Genomic DNA, 15650 nt, shown 5'->3' with positions numbered 1-15650 from the left:
CCATGAAAGAATCATCAACGGCTTCGAAGCTGTTAAAGGGAGCGGCGCTGCTCGGTATTGCAGCCATCCTCTCCAAGCTGCTCGGCACCCTGCAGAAGATACCGCTGCAGAATCTGGGCGGAGACGGTGTATTTGGCATTTACAACACGGTTTATCCTTTTTATACGCTGCTGGTTACTTTGGCTACAGCCGGATTCCCGGCCGCAGTCTCGAAATTTGTAGCGGAACGAGAGGCCGATCAGGATGAACGGGGCGCTCGGGAGATTCTGAAAATTTCAGCCATTATCATGATGGCGCTCGGCTTGGTCGGGAGCGCGCTGCTGTTCTTCGGTGCTGACTGGGTGGCAGGCTGGATCGGCAGTCCGGAGCTGGTTCCGGCGCTTCAGGCTTCGGCACCGGCCCTGCTGTTTGTCCCTGCATCGGCGGCCTTGCGAGGTTATTTCCAGGGACGGCAGGATATGCTGCCAACCGCCGTTTCGCAGGTGATTGAGCAGGCGGTCCGGGTGGCAACGATGATCGCGCTGCTGCTTTATTTGACCTCACTTAACGCTTCCAATGCTTCGATCGCTGGAGGGGCCATGCTTGGCTCGGCGGCCGGCGGAGCAGCGGGTCTTGTGGCCATGCTCCTGTTCTGGAGAAGGGCAAACCGGAAGGCAGAGCCCCAGAACAGCACAAGGGGCCGCTCTTTGAACGACGGCAGCGCTGGGCAAGCACAGATGGGACATGGGGTAGGTAAAGGTCAAACAGGCGAAATAAGCACAGCAGACGAAATAAACAAAATAGGCATAAAAGGCAAAACAACCGAAACAAATAAAACAAACGAAACAAACGCAGACAAAACAGACATTACAAGCATTACAGGGATAAGAGACGAAAGGGAAGCAGCCGGCAGCCAAGGGGCCGAGTCCTTCCGTGGCTCGCGGATGGTGAGGCCGCTGCTGGCTTATGCCCTGCCGATCTGCCTTGCGGCTCTCGCGGTGCCGCTCCTCAGTCTGGTGGATACGTTCACGCTGCCAAGGCTGCTTGAAGAGGGAGGCCTGTCGGTCATGGAGCAGATCGGCATTTATAACCGCGGGATTCCGCTCGTTCAGCTGATCAATATGATGGCGGCCTCCTTATCTGTCCTGTTTATTCCCGCTATGGCGGAGCTGAAATACAAAGGCGAGCTGCGTGCAGCTGCCGGACAGGCCGGAACAGCTCTGCGCTGGTTCTGGCTGATTGGCTGCGCCGCTTCCGTCGGTCTTGGCGTGCTTGCCGAGCCGATCAATATTATGCTGTACAAAAATAACACAGGCAGCGACACGCTCCTCTGGCTGGCCTTCACGGCAGCACCGGCGGCTATGGCTACGGTCTCTGCCGCATTGCTGCAGGGGCTGGGTTCGGTGAAGGCCCCAGCCCTGACCATGGTGCTCGCCGCGGTGCTCAAGGCGGCACTGAACGTTCTGCTCGTGCCGCAGCTGGGCGTCAGCGGCGCGGCCCTCGCCGGCATCGCCGCGTACGGACTCGCGGCGGCCGTGAACCTGGCGCTGCTGGCGCGGCGCCTCGGGTTTGCGCCGTCGCTGCGGACGGCGCTGTGGCAGCCGCTGCTGGGCCTCTCGGCCATGGCAGCGGCGGTGCTGCTCCTGCGGCTGGGCTTCGCTGCCGCAGGGCTTGGCGGCGGCCGGCTTGGCGCGGCCGCCGAAAGTCTCGGCGGCGTGCTGTTGGGCGCCGCCGTGTTCCTGGCCGCAGCGCTGCGCCTGCGGCTGATTACCGGGGCGGAGCTGGCTGCGCTGCCCCGCATTGGCCCAAGGCTTGCCGCCATGCTCGGCAAGCTGCGCCTGCTCCCCCGGCAGTCCTAGCACCTGCCGGGCCCTGCTGCTGCCCGCCCGCCGGATGGCCGGGGCACCGCGGGAGTGGCCTGCCGGTGGCTATGGCCGCCAGCTTCAGCACCGGCGGCGTCCCGGCTTTCACCGCGCCGGGCGGCCGATCACAACGCCAGCCCGCAAAATTTGGTGCTGGCCGCGTACAAGTGTTATAGTGGTCGTATTGGATCAGTGTCCACATGACAATGGGAGCGCCGGGGAGTGAATGCAAATATGAAAGGAACGATCACGGTCGTAGGTTTGGGATCAGGGGATCCCGATCGGCTGACCTTAGGCAATTTGAAGAAACTGCAGCAGGCGGACAAGCTGTACGTGCGGACGAAGGATCATCCGGTGTTGGACTGGCTGGCGGAATCAGGCGTTGCCTTTGATTCGTTTGACAGCGTTTATGAAGCGAAGGAGGATTTTCCTTCCGTTTACAGGGAAATCGCAGACCGGCTAATTGAAGCAGCATCCAAGGACGGAGCCGCCATTACTTATGCGGTCCCGGGCCATCCGATGGTGGCGGAGGCTACGGTCAAGCTGCTCAAGGAACGCTGCCCGGAGCAGGGAATCGGGCTGGAGATCGTAGGCGGGGAAAGCTTCCTGGACGAAGCCTTCGCGCAGCTGGGGTTTGACCCGATTGAAGGATTCCAGCTGCTGGATGCTGCCGGGCTGGCGATGCAGGATTTAAAGCCGCATTTGCATACGTTGATCGGCCAAGTGTACGATACGTTTACGGCCTCGGATGTGAAGCTCAGCCTGATGGAGTTATACCCGGAAGACTACGAGGTCGTAGTCGGCCACGCTCTGGGCGTAGAAGGACAGGAGCAGATTGTGAAGGTGCCTCTGTACGAGCTTGACCGCATCGAGGATTACGGGAATCTCTCGCTCATCTACGTTCCGCGGAGCGAGGATGACAGGCTTCAAATCAGGAGCTTTGCGCGGCTGCATGAGATTGTTGATATTTTGCGGAGTCCGGGGGGATGTCCTTGGGACCGCGAGCAGACTCACAGCTCCTTGAGGAAGAATCTGATCGAAGAGGCCTATGAAGTGCTGGAGACGATCGATGAGGATGATCCGGAGCATATGCAGGAGGAGCTTGGAGATCTGCTGCTTCAGGTCATGCTGCATGCGCAAATGGAAGAAGAAGAGGGCACGTTTAATGTCTATGATGTCATCGGGACGCTGAACGAGAAGCTGATCTTCCGCCATCCTCACGTGTTTGGCGACCGGAGTGCCGGAGATGCAGCTGAAGCGCTGGGCAACTGGGAAGCCATGAAGGCGGAGGAGAAACGCCGTAAGGGTCTAAAGCCGGAGGAGGCGTCCGCATTGGACGGCGTACCGCGCGACCTGCCGGCGCTTATGAAGGCCTATAAGCTGCAGAAGAAAGCGGCGAAGGTCGGCTTCGATTGGCCGGATGCATCCGGGGCACTGGCCAAGATGGAAGAAGAGCTGGCCGAACTCAAGCAGTCCATCCAGCAGGGACAATCTGCCTCAGAGATCGAGCTGGAGCTGGGGGATGTCCTGTTCTCTGTTGTGAACGCCGCCCGTTTCATCGGCGCCGATCCGGAGGAAGCTCTGTCCAGAACAAACCGCAAGTTCGTCTCACGATTTCATTATGTAGAAGCCAAGCTCAGAGAACAGGGGCTTTCGCCTGCACAAAGCACGCTGGCCGAGATGGACAAGCTGTGGGATGAAGCGAAAGGGCACGAGCATGCCTGAAGTTCCGGATAGCGGAGCGATCTTTTTTTATAAGGCGGACAGGGATTTTTGAAGCCTAGAGAGAGCTTATTATCTAGGCTATTCGTCTGATTTCCGGGAATCTCGACAAAATATTTTAGACAACCGGCAGGATTTTGATAAGGAAACAAGAATTAGTAACTATATCCGTTCTAAATCTAAAGACTGCGGGAACCTCAACAGGGAACCCCGGGGTCGGACGGCTTGTTAATAAGCCGGCAGCGGGACGGATGAGAAGAAGAACTATTTTTTGGAATTTGGGAGGCTTTTAAACATGAACAAACAAGATCTGATCAACAATATTTCAGGCAAAAGCGGCTTGACCAAACGTGACGTAGAAGTTGTACTCAACGGTCTGCTCACCGAAATCACCGATGCTCTTTCCGGCGGCGACAAAGTTCAGCTGATCGGCTTCGGCACATTCGAAACACGCAAGCGTTCCGGACGTACCGGCCGCAACCCGCAAACAGGCGGCACAATTGAAATTCCTGAAGCAAACGTTCCTGCCTTCAAAGCGGGCAACAAACTTAAAGAAGCTGTTAAGTAATGCGCTTAGATAAATTCTTGAAAGTATCACGTCTGATCAAGCGGCGTACCGTTGCCAAAGACGTTTCGGAACAGGGCCGTGTCCTGATTAACGGGCGCGAAGCCAAGCCGAGCAGCACGGTTAAGGTCGGAGACGAGATTACGGTTCAGTTTGGACAGAAGCTGGTGACGATCCGCGTGGAACGGCTGGCCGAAACGACCCGCAAGGAAGAGGCGGCCACGATGTATACGGTGGTGAAGGAAGAGCCGATTGCGAAGAGTAGCGGACTTGACTGGTAACCTGCCGGACCATAAGCGGAGAACCTGTTTTCCGCGGAAAATCAGCTAAAGAAGCATACCCTTTCGGTATGCTTCTTTTCTTTTTTATCAAACCGAACAAATTGTTCTAAAGGCCGTGGGCCCTCCATAAGCTTATCAATAGAAGGAGGGGTACAGGCCATGATCGAAACCGGCAAGAATAATAATAACAAGGTGCAGGACATCAGGTTACATAGCCGCAAGCTGCTGGAGATTTCCGGGGTTAATAATGTCGAAAGCTTCGATAATGAGGAGTTTCTATTACAAACCGAGCTTGGACATTTGACGATTCGCGGCATTAATCTCCACATTAAGAACCTCAATCTGGAACAGGGATTCGTCTCAATTGAAGGAACCGTCAATTCCTTGTCGTATCTTAACCCGGGCTCCCAACCCAAAAATAAAGGACTGCTGGGCAAACTTCTGCGATGAATCTGGAAATGCAGTGGATGACGCTGCTGTGGATGCTCATTTCGGGCTGTGTGCTGGGCGTTGTGTTTGACGGCGTACGGATCATCGAAACCAGGTACCGGTTTCCGAGATGGAGCATCCATGGACTGGATCTGATTTACTGGGTCTGGGCAGCGTTGTATGTGTTTCGCACGTTGTATCACAGCAATCACGGGGAGCTCAGATTTTATGTATTTTTAGGTCTGTTTCTGGGAGTTTTGATCTATTTTTTGTTCCTAAGTATTCCAACTGAACGTTTTGTGGTAATGTTATTGAAGGTAGTGGACAAGGTGTGGCTGGCCGGTGTGCGTCTGGTTCAAATATTAATTATCGCGCCGCTCAAGCTTATCTTTAAAGCTGCCAAACTTCTGCTGGGATTCCTGTGGGTGATGCTCCTGTTTATGCTTCGGATGCTGCACCCGTTATGGAAGCTGCTGAAGTTTATCTTTCTACCGCTCGGTCGGAGGCTGAAGCTGCCCGAAGCTTGGCAATGGGTGATTCATAAGGCTGAAGCTGTTCGAAACAGGTGGTCCAGGAAGCCATAACGGACAAGACGAAAGACAGGGGGATTCGCATGAGTGCTGCAGCTGCTGCAAGTCAACGGGAACGAAAAGCAAACAACAACCCGGGTGCCAAGAGAAGGCTCAGGTTGTGGCTTTGTTTTGTCATTCTTTTTGTAGGCTGGGCAGGTTATGTGTTCTATTCCCAGACATCTGAACTTCATGAGAAATCCAAGCAGCTTGCACAGGTTCGCACGAAAGAGCAGGCTACCCAAGAAAGTTTGAACCAGCTTAAGTATGAAATAAATCGTCTAAATGATCCTGAATATATCGGACAGCTTGCCCGAAAAAAATACGGCTTGTACAAGCCGGGAGAAACGCCGATTCGAAAGTCAACAGACAGCAATTGAACATAATATAGATTAGGAGACCCAAACCGGGACTTTCCTTGCTATAACAGGCTTCCGACTGGTTGACCTGTTATGTGTCATTCGGTATAATCAAATCACCGCAGCAAAGGACCTAAGGTCTTGCTGTATATTTTTAAGGGAGGATCATTTTATTTTATGGCAATTGAAGTGGGCACCAAGTTAGAGGGTAAAGTGACAGGCATCACGCATTTTGGAGCATTTGTGGATCTGTCAGGAGGTGTCACGGGTCTCGTTCACATCTCGGAAATCGCCGACAATTATGTTAAAGATGTCAACGACCACCTGAAGCTTAACGACGTTGTGACCGTCAAAGTAATCAATGTTGATAAGGACGGCAAGATCGGATTGTCGATTAAGCAGGCCGTTGATAAGCCGGTTGAATCCACGCCAAGACCTCCTCGCGCACCTAGACCGGATCGTCAAAGCCGGGACGGAGACTTCGGTGGCAGCGGCGGCGGTGGTGGTTATAACCGTGATCGTGGCGGACGTTCTTTTAAGCCTCCAGCCGGCAAGACTTCATTTGAAGATAAGGTGTCACGCTTCCTGAAGGATAGTGAAGAGCGCATTTCGTCGCTGAAGAAGAACACTGAAGGCAAACGTGGTGGACGCGGCGCGAAACGCATGTAGTTGTCTATATATAATCAAAACCGTAGGCACAAATGAGATTTGCGCACTGCGGTTTTTTTGTGCATGGTTACAAAGGTTAGGAAGGTTACAAAGCTCCGCAATTGCGGGGCTTTTTGTCGTGCCCGGGATAAATTACCGACAGTTTACTACGCATTTCCGTGAATCTCAGGGCGAATCGCTAGCCAAAAGGGGACAACCCGCGGCAGAATCGGTCTTTGAAAAGGCGAACATAAAACCGCCTGAGGCGTTCTTTTCCCAACAGCAGCAGGGGGTTGCGAAAATACGCAGGCGTCTCTCAATTTGTCGTAAATTTCTTTGGAGCGGTCTCCCTTGTTTGACAAACTTTCCGTAAACCGCCACCTATAATGGGACATACCCAAACTTGAGAACAGGTGGTGCGGTTAATGGAGAAGCGAAATGTGATTGCGTTTCCGGGAATGAAGAGAAGTAAGGAGCAAGGGGAGAAGAATGGGTTTGCTGGCAAGTGGAAAGAATGGCCTGCAGCAGTCCGGTTCATTCGGTTCGTTACGGCCAACAAATGGGGCATGCTGCTGACCCTGGTTGGATTCCTTCTCGGCAAGGCAACCATATTGAATGAGCTTAGTCCTTTTGCTGCCGCGTTTTTTGCGGTCATTGCGTTCATGCGGAGGGATTTGGTGATTCCGGTGTTCGGTGCGATTTTGCTGGGTTCGCTGTTTGCGGTTCAGCCTCATCTGCCGACGGTTCTGTGCGAGATGATCATGATTCTGCTGATGAAGAAAGGCATGGAGACGTTTGAACGCTCCGAACTGTCTTATGCGCCGATTATGGTGTTTACGGCGGCCTTTTTCGTTAATCTGTTTGAGGCGGTCATCGGGCCTTCACTTACCTGGTACGCGCTGACGATGGTGGTCATGGATTCGGTGCTCAGCTTTGTATTAACGCTGGTATTTATCCAGGCGCTGCCCGTGTTCACCTTCCGGAAGAAGACGACCCAGCTCAGGAATGAAGAGATCCTATGTCTGATCATTCTGCTGGCTTCCGTAATGACAGGGGCCGTGGGCTGGAAGGTGTACGGGCTTTCGGTGGAACATATTTTATCCAGGTATCTGATTCTGTTGTTCGCTTTAGTGGGGGGAGCCCCGCTCGGCGCTTCCGTGGGCGTCGTGACGGGGCTGATCCTCAGCCTGGCCGATATGTCGGCCATCTATCAGATGAGTCTGCTCGCTTTCTCAGGGATGCTGGCGGGCATGCTGAAGGAAGGGCGAAAGTGGGCGGTCGGGTTCGGCATGCTGCTTGGTTCATCGATATTATCCATCTATTTATCAGGGCCGGGTGATGTCATGGCCTCCACTTGGGAAACGTGCGTGGCTGTTGCGCTGTTCCTGCTCACCCCTAAGGCGGTTACGGCGATGATAGCCAAATATGTTCCGGGAACGCAGGATCACAGCCAGTCACAACATGAATATGCAAAAAGGATCCGGGATATTACTGCGGAACGCGTCACCCAGTTCTCTCAGGTATTCAAGCAGCTGTCGCGCAGCTTCGGCCAAGTGGCCGGCGCCTCGGAGATTTCCAAGCGCACACAGGAGCTGGATCATTTCATGAATGCAGCCACCGAAGGGGTGTGCGCGACCTGCTTCCGCAAGAATCAATGCTGGGACGGGAAGTTCTATCAGACTTATAAATATATGACGGAGATGATGTCATCCATCGAAGAGAATCCGGAGCTCCGCAAGGAGGATCTGCCGGCCAGCTGGAACAAAATCTGCTGCAAAACCGATTCCGTGCTCGCCGCTATGAAACATGAGTATGATCTGTATCAGCATGATATGCACTGGAAACGCCAAATTTACGACAGCCGCCAGCTTGTGGCCGAGCAGTTGTCCGGCGTTTCTCAAGTAATGGAGGATCTGGCCAAGGAGATTAAAAGGGAAGGTCAGGAAATGTCGCTGCAGGAGGAGCAGATCCGCGGCGCTCTGGAGCAAATGGGCTTGTCCATACATGGCGTCGATATTATCTCGCTAGACCACGGACAGGTAGAAATTGAAATGATGCATAATTTCACCAAAGGTTATGATGAGTGCCGGAAGCTGATCGCCCCGCTGCTGTCGGATATTTTGGGCGAACAGATTACGGTGGTGAATGAAACGGCCGGCCTGAAGGAAGGCATCCGGACGGTAACATTTGGTTCGGCCAAAACTTATGAGATTGTGACGGGCGTAGCCGGGACGGCTAAAGGCGGCGACCTCCTGTCCGGAGACAGCTTCAGCGCAGTTGAGCTTGGCAACGGCAAATTTGCGGTAGCACTCAGCGATGGGATGGGCAACGGGGAGCGGGCCAAGCTGGAGAGCAGCACGGCGCTGGGCATCTTGGAGCAGCTGCTGCAGTCCGGCATGGATGAGACGCTGGCGATTAAATCGGTCAATTCGGTGCTCATGCTGCGTTCTGCGGATGAGGTGTATGCAACGGTCGATATGGCGCTAATCGATGAATATTCGGCTAAGACGACTTTCCTGAAGATCGGCTCATCCCCAAGCTTCATCAAACGGGGCAGCGAGGTCATCCCGATCAGCGCCAGCAATCTGCCTGTCGGCATCATTCAGGATATTGAAATTGATCTGGTCACGCTTCAGCTTCATCCAGGCGATACCTTGATCATGATGACGGACGGGATTTACGATGCTCCGGGGCATGCGATCAACAAAGAGCTGTGGATCAAACGTTTAATTACCGAGATTGAAAGCGACGATCCGCAGGAAATGGCAGACTGCCTGCTTGAGTCTGTGATTCGTTATCAGAAAAATCAAATCGAAGACGACATGACCGTCGTCATCGCCAAGGTGAATCATCACATGCCGAAATGGTCGACCCTGCAGGTTCCAGGTCTGCAGCGGATGGGTCGTCCCCGGACGGTCAGCTGATTCGATTCGGTTTCGGCGCTGGGAAAGGGGGCCGTACGGTGAGGTGCGGCTCCCTTCTGTTGTTTTTGCTGGATTATGAACTATGGTTATGAAAGACCGGCACTCTCTCCCTCTACAAAAATAAATAGACTTCCCGTGTTTAAATGATAGTTTCGGTGGAAATGCTAGAGATAAAAGGGAGCCTGTCGGCATTCGCTTTTGCTCTGCTGTGCTGACAAGCGGACCATCGAAACGGGGGAAACGTTGATGAAGCAAGTTCTATTGATCACAGACGGCTGCTCAAATGTAGGACAAAGTCCGGTCATGGCTGCCTCTTACGCGAAACAAGAGGGAATTACCGTTAATGTGGTCGGCATTGTCGACTACGGGACGATTGGAGAGCTTGGCGCCCAGGAAATTCATGAAATTGCCCAGGCCGGCGGCGGGATGAGCAGGCTGGCGGATACGAAGCAGCTGGCGAGAACGATGCAGATGATGACGCGCAAAACCGTGGTTCAGACCATCCAGCAGGCGGTTAATAAGGAGTTAAAGCAAATTCTGGGCGGCGAATCGCTGGAATCCCTGCCTCCGGCTAAACGCAGCGAAGTGGTCGAAGTCATGGATGAATTGACGGAAACTTCGCCGCTTGATGTTGCTTTGCTCATTGATGTGAGCGCCAGCATGAAGCCGAAGCTTGCTGCTGTCGAAGAAGCGATCCGGGATTTGCTGCTCAGTCTGGCAGCGAGAGAAGGTCAAAGCCGGATTGCGGTGTTTCATTTTCCGGGAAATCATGGCGGGGAGGACGCCGTGCTGGATATCGACTGGACCTCGGATTTGGGCAGTACACGTTCACTGTTCCAGCGTTTGGTAATGAAGGGGGCGACCCCTACCGGGCCTGCGCTCCTCAAGGTGATTGATTTCTTCCGATATGGTACACTAAATGGATATCAAACAGATCTGGGTGAGAAGGGTGCGGGAGAAGGAATTCTCAGTGACTATGTCCGCTGACACTATGTCCACTGACCATGCTTTCATACCGGGAGAAGTCATCCGCGGACGCTGGCGCGGGGGAAACTACCGGATTCGCAGACTGCTCGGGAAAGGCGCCAATGGGGTAGTCTATCTCGTTCAGCAGGAGGACGGCGGCCGCCAGTATGCGCTTAAGCTTGGCTTTGATACGGTGGATCTGCAATCCGAAATCAATGTATTGAAGGCACTGCAGAAGAAAGGGATACGAAGAAATCCGGAAGACGGGGCTTCTTTCCTGATCGAGGTGGACGATGCGGAGCTGCCGGGAGGACATATTCCTTTTTACGTGATGCGTTATGTAAAAGGAGAGCCTTTAAGCGTGTTTATCTCACGCAAAGGACCCGACTGGCTGGATCTGGCCGGGCTGCATGTTCTGAAGCAGCTTCGGATGCTGCACGAGAACGGATATGTATTCGGGGATCTGAAGCCGGATAACATTATGGCCGGCAGCTACGGAAGCATCGAGCTGATCGATTATGGCGGGGTGAGCCAAATCGGCCGGAGCGTCAAGCAGTTCACGGAGTGGTATGACCGGGGTTTCTGGAATGCCGGGAGCCGGACAGCTGATGAAGCCTATGACTGGTTCTCCTTCTCGGTAGTATGCATTCATCTGCTTTGCGGAGAAGAGCTGAAGAGAGCGGCAAGGGTCCTTCCCCAGATGAGAACGGTGGATGATCTTCTCAGCCTTGCAGCGAGCCATCCGAGACTCACGCCTTATGCGAACTGGCTCAAACGCGGGCTAACCGGACGGTTTGAGACCAGCCGGGAGGCTTGCGAGCTTTGGGATCGGACGGTATGCAGACGCCCTTCCGGCAGAACGAACCGAAAGCCTACGCCGGCATGGCTGACTGGCACTTTTGCGGTATCCGTTGTACTGCTGGGCTGTGCCCTATATTTGGTTCTTCGGTAGAGATCCGAATAAGGACTTGATTATTATACATAGATATATATACTTACCTAAAACAGAGCAGTAGACAGAAAGAAGGAAACCTGATGGAACCGAACCTAAACCAAGCGGTGCAGCAGGTTAAAGAACTCGCACAGGACAACGGCTTATGGACGCCTGGAGATGTCATCGTGGTCGCAGTTTCGGGAGGACCGGACTCTGTGGCCCTTTTACATATATTGAGCCATATTGCTCGGGAAGCGGAAGCGGGGCTGGAGCTGGTGGTCGCCCATGTGAATCATGGGTTCCGGCCGGAAGAGTCGGCAGTGGAAGCTGATTTTGTACGTCAGCTGACTTCGTCTTATGACTGGCCATTTGAGCTTGCGGAATTTGACGTGCCTCTTTATATGAAGGAACACGGCATGGGAGGCCAGGAAGCAGCCAGGAATTTGAGATATGATTTTCTGTTCCGAGTTGCACGAAAATATGGAGCCGGATCCGTTGCTTTGGCTCACCACGGCGATGATCAGGCCGAGACGATTCTGATGAAGCTGATCAGAGGCAGCGGTTTAACCGGCCTCGGCGGAATGCGTATGAAACGTAAGGAAAAAAATGTGGAACTTATCCGGCCGCTGCTGCGTATGTACAAGACGGACCTTGTCCGGATCTGCGAGGAAAGCGGACTCCGGTTTGTGACAGACAGCAGCAACCTGATCAACAAGTACACAAGAAATGCGATCAGGCTGGATGTGCTTCCTTTTTTGGGGCAATATAATGGTCAGTTGGTTCCATCTTTGAACAGGATGGCGATCATCGCCGAAAGTGAAGATGACTTTATGAACGTAGCTGCGGAAGAACAGATGGAGCGGCTGGTGAGCCGTGACAGAAGCGGTAACCTGAACCTGAGCTGCTCATCGTTGGCCGGGCTACATGTCGCTTTACAACGGAGGTTGATTAAACTAATATTAACTTATCTGCCTTTAAATACGGAAGAATCGGATTTCGCCAAGGTTGAAGCGGTTAGACACGGGGCGCTGCAAGAGCATCCGACCACGTGGAGAATCGATTTGGGCGGTGGATCCTTCTGCCGCCGGGAATACGATACCTTGAGTTTCCTTGCTCAGCAGGATGCAGGGAATGAAGGCGTTTTTCAATGTCTGGTGGAGGTTTTGCCGGCTGTTGTCCCCGTTCCGGGAACAGGCCGGATTTTACATATCCGGCAGCTGCAGAGAACCCGTTTGCCTGAGGCAATGAAACCGCTTAGCAAAGACGAAGCTCTGTTTGATGCGGACGAGCTGTCCTGTCCGCTTACCGTACGTACCCGGCTTCCGGGAGATACCCTCCGTGTGGCGGGGCTCGGCGGAAGCAAGAAGGTCAAAGACATCTTTATTGATGACAAGGTTCCACCTTCCTCGCGTGACAGAATTCCTTTAGTTGTGGATGCAGCGGGCCGGATTCTGTGGATTCCCGGCATCCGCCGCTCGGATGCAGCTTGGGTCCGGGCAGACACGGAAACCGTCATTGCGATGAGCTGGGAGGCCGAAGACGGCAATGCCGGGCTGGTCATGGGTGGAGACGGATATTCATAGTATAACTTTAGGAGGTTCGCGTTAAGTTGCAGAATGACATTCAAGAAGTACTCATCACACGTAAAGAAATTGAAGATAAGGTAGCAGAGCTGGGGGACATCCTCAGCAAGGAATACGAAGGTCGGAACCCGCTTGTGATTTGTGTGCTCAAGGGCGCCTTTATCTTTATGGCGGATTTGGTGAAGGAAATCACCGTACCGATCGAGCTTGATTTCATGGCTGTCTCCAGCTATGGAGCATCAACCAAATCCTCCGGAGTGGTTAAGATTATTAAAGATCTGGATACCTCCGTTGAAGGACGCGACGTGCTGATTGTGGAAGATATCATCGACAGCGGACTTACGCTGACTTATCTGATCGATGTGCTTCGCCGCCGCGGAGCGAAATCGACAGTGGTAGTCACGCTGTTTGATAAGCCGGCGCGCCGGACAGTGGATCTCCAGGCGGACTACACCGGTTTTGTATTGCCAGACGAGTTTGTTGTAGGCTATGGTTTGGATTACGCCGAGAAATACCGCAACCTCCCTTTCATCGGAGTGCTGAAGCCAGAGGTCTATACAACCTGAGGACAAAGGCGTTAGGAGCCTTGCCCGCACAGCCGGTCCGTCCGGTTGAGAACGCCGCAACGGCTATGGTAAAATAACTAATGTGTCTTGAGAGGAGGTAGGGGATGAATCGGTTCATCCGGAATTCTGGTTTTTATTTGATACTTTTCTTAGTAGTGGTGGGCATTGTCCAATTCCTCAGCGGCGGCAATGAATCGGCAAATACCCCTCGATACGATGAACTGCGCCAGCAGCTTGCAGCGAATCAAGTAGAGGAAATGACCGCGCAATTTGACGGCTACACCTATCGGGTAACCGGCAAATACAGAGAACAAATTGGGGATAATAAATCCAAAAACTTTACCACCTACGTTCCTTATGATACTGCGGTCATAAGCGAATTAACGATTAAGGCCCAGCAGAATGACGTTAAATTCAGTATGAAGCCAATGGAAGGGGAAAGCATTTGGCTGACTTTCCTGACCTCCATTATTCCGTTGGCGATTATGTTTATTTTGTTCTTCTTCCTGTTCAACCAAGCCCAGGGTGGCGGCGGCAAAGTCATGAATTTCGGCAAGAGCCGTGCCCGCTTATATAATGAAGAGAAGAAGAAGGTTACTTTTGAAGATGTAGCGGGGGCAGACGAAGAGAAACAGGAACTCGTCGAAGTTGTAGAATTCTTGAAGGATCCTCGTAAGTTCTCGGCAGTCGGAGCACGTATTCCGAAAGGGGTACTGCTTGTAGGTCCTCCGGGAACAGGTAAGACACTCCTTGCCAGAGCCGTAGCAGGCGAAGCTGGCGTACCGTTCTTCAGCATTTCCGGTTCCGACTTTGTGGAAATGTTCGTCGGCGTGGGTGCGTCCCGTGTCCGCGACTTGTTCGAGAATGCTAAGAAGAATGCCCCATGTATTATCTTTATCGATGAAATTGACGCTGTAGGCCGTCAGCGCGGCGCCGGACTCGGCGGCGGACATGACGAACGCGAGCAAACCCTCAACCAGTTGCTCGTTGAAATGGACGGCTTTGGCGCTAATGAAGGCATTATCATCGTGGCAGCAACTAACCGTCCGGATATTCTGGATCCGGCGTTGCTCCGTCCAGGCCGTTTTGACCGTCAAATTACGGTCGATCGTCCAGACGTTAAAGGCCGTGAGGCTGTACTGAAAGTACATGCCCGCAACAAGCCGCTCACCAAGAACGTCAACCTGAACACCATCGCGAAGCGTACAACCGGTTTCACCGGTGCCGATCTGGAGAATCTGCTTAACGAAGCGGCCCTTCTGGCAGCAAGACGCAATCGCAGAGATATTTCGATGACGGAAGTCGATGAAGCTATTGACCGCGTTATCGTTGGTACTGAGAAACGCAGCCGCGTGATCAGCGACCGCGAGAAACGGATTGTGGCGTTCCATGAAGCCGGTCATACGATTGTTGGTTACTTCCTGGAGCATGCCGACATGGTTCACAAGGTAACGATTATCCCTCGCGGACGTGCCGGCGGATACGTAATCATGATGCCGAAAGAAGACCGTATGCTCGTAACCAAGCAGGAGCTGCTTGACCGGGTTACCGGTTTGCTTGGCGGCCGTGTAGCGGAAGAATTGTTCATCGGGGAAATTGGTACTGGTGCGCACAGCGACTTCCAGCAGGCAACAAGCATTGTCCGCAGCATGATCGTCGAATACGGCATGAGCGAGAAGCTTGGACCGATGCAGTTCGGAACCTCCCAAGGCCAGGTGTTCCTGGGCCGGGATATCGGACACGAGCAGAACTACAGCGATCAGATCGCTTACGAAATCGATCAGGAAATGCAGCGTTTCATTAACGAATGTTACGAGCGCTGCCGCGAGCTTCTGACGAAACACACGAAGGAAGTTCACCTGATTGCCGAAACGCTGCTTGAGCGTGAAACTCTCGAGCTTGAGGATATCAAGCAGTTGATCGAGAACGGCCGCATCGAAGAAGATCCTGAGGATGGCGGCAGCGATAACGGCAGCAATGAATCCGGCACTCCGATCATCGACAACGTCGGTGATGTAAGAGTTCGCATTCAAGGCAAAGAAGGCACTGAGCCGAATATCCCTCAAGGTGATATTCCGAACAATATACCGGGCGAGGGTGAGCCTTCCCGCGATGTTCCGGTTGATACACCTGATGGTACGGTAAGCGACCTCCCGACCAATCCGCCTGAGAATGACGACGATAAAGATCCAAATGGCGGCGGCAACCGCAGCGTTTGATCAAAGTCAAATAAATAGAGACTGTCTTTAGAGGATTTCCTTTA

14 protein-coding genes and 1 pseudogene are annotated in these 15650 nt (G+C 53.3%); all 15 read left to right on the top strand.

What is annotated here, in order from left to right; all coding sequences use genetic code 11:
- Positions 1 to 2: 2 nt before the first annotated feature.
- The gene (locus CBE73_RS13855) at positions 3 to 1838 is read left to right on the top strand and encodes a putative polysaccharide biosynthesis protein (protein WP_094094698.1); all 1836 of its coding nucleotides are present in this window, start codon (positions 3 to 5) and stop codon (positions 1836 to 1838) included.
- A gap of 34 nt (positions 1839 to 1872) precedes the next feature.
- A complete protein-coding gene (locus tag CBE73_RS22175; protein WP_174704730.1) occupies positions 1873 to 2067 on the top strand; it encodes a hypothetical protein in 195 nt (64 codons plus the stop codon).
- An 8-nt stretch (positions 2068 to 2075) separates the two neighbouring features.
- Entirely contained in the window at positions 2076 to 3566 is a 1491-nt protein-coding gene (gene yabN, locus CBE73_RS13850) for a bifunctional methyltransferase/pyrophosphohydrolase YabN (protein ID WP_094094697.1), read from the top strand.
- 253 nt (positions 3567 to 3819) lie between these two features.
- Positions 3820 to 4131, top strand: a pseudogene (locus tag CBE73_RS13845) (HU family DNA-binding protein); the annotation flags it as partial.
- The gene (locus CBE73_RS13840) at positions 4131 to 4409 is read left to right on the top strand and encodes an RNA-binding S4 domain-containing protein (RefSeq protein WP_094094695.1); all 279 of its coding nucleotides are present in this window, start codon (positions 4131 to 4133) and stop codon (positions 4407 to 4409) included. The pseudogene CBE73_RS13845 and the gene CBE73_RS13840, both read left to right, overlap by 1 nt.
- Positions 4410 to 4568: 159 nt before the next feature.
- Positions 4569 to 4859 (top strand): sporulation protein YabP, encoded by a 291-nt coding sequence (gene yabP / locus CBE73_RS13835; protein ID WP_094094694.1) that lies wholly within the window; start codon positions 4569 to 4571, stop codon positions 4857 to 4859.
- Positions 4856 to 5422, top strand: coding sequence for a spore cortex biosynthesis protein YabQ (yabQ, locus tag CBE73_RS13830; RefSeq protein ID WP_094094693.1), 567 nt, complete (start codon positions 4856 to 4858; stop codon positions 5420 to 5422). Before yabP ends, yabQ begins: the two co-directional genes overlap by 4 nt.
- A 29-nt stretch (positions 5423 to 5451) precedes the next feature.
- Positions 5452 to 5787, top strand: a complete 336-nt coding sequence (locus CBE73_RS13825) for an FtsB family cell division protein (protein WP_094094692.1) — start codon at positions 5452 to 5454, stop codon at positions 5785 to 5787.
- A gap of 156 nt (positions 5788 to 5943) precedes the next feature.
- Positions 5944 to 6435, top strand: a complete 492-nt coding sequence (locus CBE73_RS13820) for a S1 domain-containing RNA-binding protein (protein WP_094094691.1) — start codon at positions 5944 to 5946, stop codon at positions 6433 to 6435.
- A 404-nt stretch (positions 6436 to 6839) separates the two neighbouring features.
- Positions 6840 to 9338 carry a stage II sporulation protein E gene (gene spoIIE / locus CBE73_RS13815; RefSeq protein WP_094094690.1) on the top strand — a complete coding sequence of 833 codons (2499 nt, stop codon included), beginning with the start codon at positions 6840 to 6842 and terminating at the stop codon, positions 9336 to 9338.
- A 246-nt stretch (positions 9339 to 9584) separates the two neighbouring features.
- Positions 9585 to 10325: a vWA domain-containing protein gene (locus tag CBE73_RS13810; RefSeq protein WP_094094689.1), complete on the top strand. Its 741-nt coding sequence runs from the start codon at positions 9585 to 9587 to the stop codon at positions 10323 to 10325.
- On the top strand, positions 10315 to 11256 hold the full coding sequence (locus CBE73_RS13805) for a serine/threonine protein kinase (protein WP_229752863.1): 942 nt from the start codon (positions 10315 to 10317) through the stop codon (positions 11254 to 11256). Before CBE73_RS13810 ends, CBE73_RS13805 begins: the two co-directional genes overlap by 11 nt.
- An 83-nt stretch (positions 11257 to 11339) precedes the next feature.
- Positions 11340 to 12821 carry a tRNA lysidine(34) synthetase TilS gene (gene tilS, locus CBE73_RS13800; RefSeq protein ID WP_094094688.1) on the top strand — a complete coding sequence of 494 codons (1482 nt, stop codon included), beginning with the start codon at positions 11340 to 11342 and terminating at the stop codon, positions 12819 to 12821.
- Positions 12822 to 12847: 26 nt separating this feature from the next.
- Positions 12848 to 13387 carry a hypoxanthine phosphoribosyltransferase gene (hpt, locus tag CBE73_RS13795; protein ID WP_094094687.1) on the top strand — a complete coding sequence of 180 codons (540 nt, stop codon included), beginning with the start codon at positions 12848 to 12850 and terminating at the stop codon, positions 13385 to 13387.
- A gap of 104 nt (positions 13388 to 13491) precedes the next feature.
- Positions 13492 to 15606, top strand: a complete 2115-nt coding sequence (gene ftsH, locus CBE73_RS13790; RefSeq protein ID WP_094094686.1) for an ATP-dependent zinc metalloprotease FtsH — start codon at positions 13492 to 13494, stop codon at positions 15604 to 15606.
- The last annotated feature ends 44 nt before the right edge of the window (positions 15607 to 15650 follow it).

It is taken from the genome of Paenibacillus physcomitrellae (assembly GCF_002240225.1).
Lineage (GTDB): Bacteria > Bacillota > Bacilli > Paenibacillales > Paenibacillaceae > Fontibacillus > Fontibacillus physcomitrellae.
The sequence above is the reverse complement of the archived record's forward strand: the minus strand, read 5'-3'. Positions and strand labels throughout refer to the sequence as shown.

What these genes read in the sequence shown, in the direction of transcription:
- CBE73_RS13805 (WP_229752863.1), top strand. Translation starts at nt 10,315, where the DNA reads ATGTCCGCTGACACTATGTCCACTGACCATGCTTTCATACCGGGAGAA.
- CBE73_RS13840 (WP_094094695.1), top strand. Translation starts at nt 4,131, where the DNA reads ATGCGCTTAGATAAATTCTTGAAAGTATCACGTCTGATCAAGCGGCGT.
- yabP (WP_094094694.1), top strand. Translation starts at nt 4,569, where the DNA reads ATGATCGAAACCGGCAAGAATAATAATAACAAGGTGCAGGACATCAGG.
- spoIIE (WP_094094690.1), top strand. Translation starts at nt 6,840, where the DNA reads ATGGAGAAGCGAAATGTGATTGCGTTTCCGGGAATGAAGAGAAGTAAG.
- yabQ (WP_094094693.1), top strand. Translation starts at nt 4,856, where the DNA reads ATGAATCTGGAAATGCAGTGGATGACGCTGCTGTGGATGCTCATTTCG.
- CBE73_RS13820 (WP_094094691.1), top strand. Translation starts at nt 5,944, where the DNA reads ATGGCAATTGAAGTGGGCACCAAGTTAGAGGGTAAAGTGACAGGCATC.
- CBE73_RS13855 (WP_094094698.1), top strand. Translation starts at nt 3, where the DNA reads ATGAAAGAATCATCAACGGCTTCGAAGCTGTTAAAGGGAGCGGCGCTG.
- CBE73_RS13825 (WP_094094692.1), top strand. Translation starts at nt 5,452, where the DNA reads ATGAGTGCTGCAGCTGCTGCAAGTCAACGGGAACGAAAAGCAAACAAC.
- ftsH (WP_094094686.1), top strand. Translation starts at nt 13,492, where the DNA reads ATGAATCGGTTCATCCGGAATTCTGGTTTTTATTTGATACTTTTCTTA.
- CBE73_RS22175 (WP_174704730.1), top strand. Translation starts at nt 1,873, where the DNA reads ATGGCCGGGGCACCGCGGGAGTGGCCTGCCGGTGGCTATGGCCGCCAG.
- CBE73_RS13810 (WP_094094689.1), top strand. Translation starts at nt 9,585, where the DNA reads ATGAAGCAAGTTCTATTGATCACAGACGGCTGCTCAAATGTAGGACAA.
- yabN (WP_094094697.1), top strand. Translation starts at nt 2,076, where the DNA reads ATGAAAGGAACGATCACGGTCGTAGGTTTGGGATCAGGGGATCCCGAT.
- tilS (WP_094094688.1), top strand. Translation starts at nt 11,340, where the DNA reads ATGGAACCGAACCTAAACCAAGCGGTGCAGCAGGTTAAAGAACTCGCA.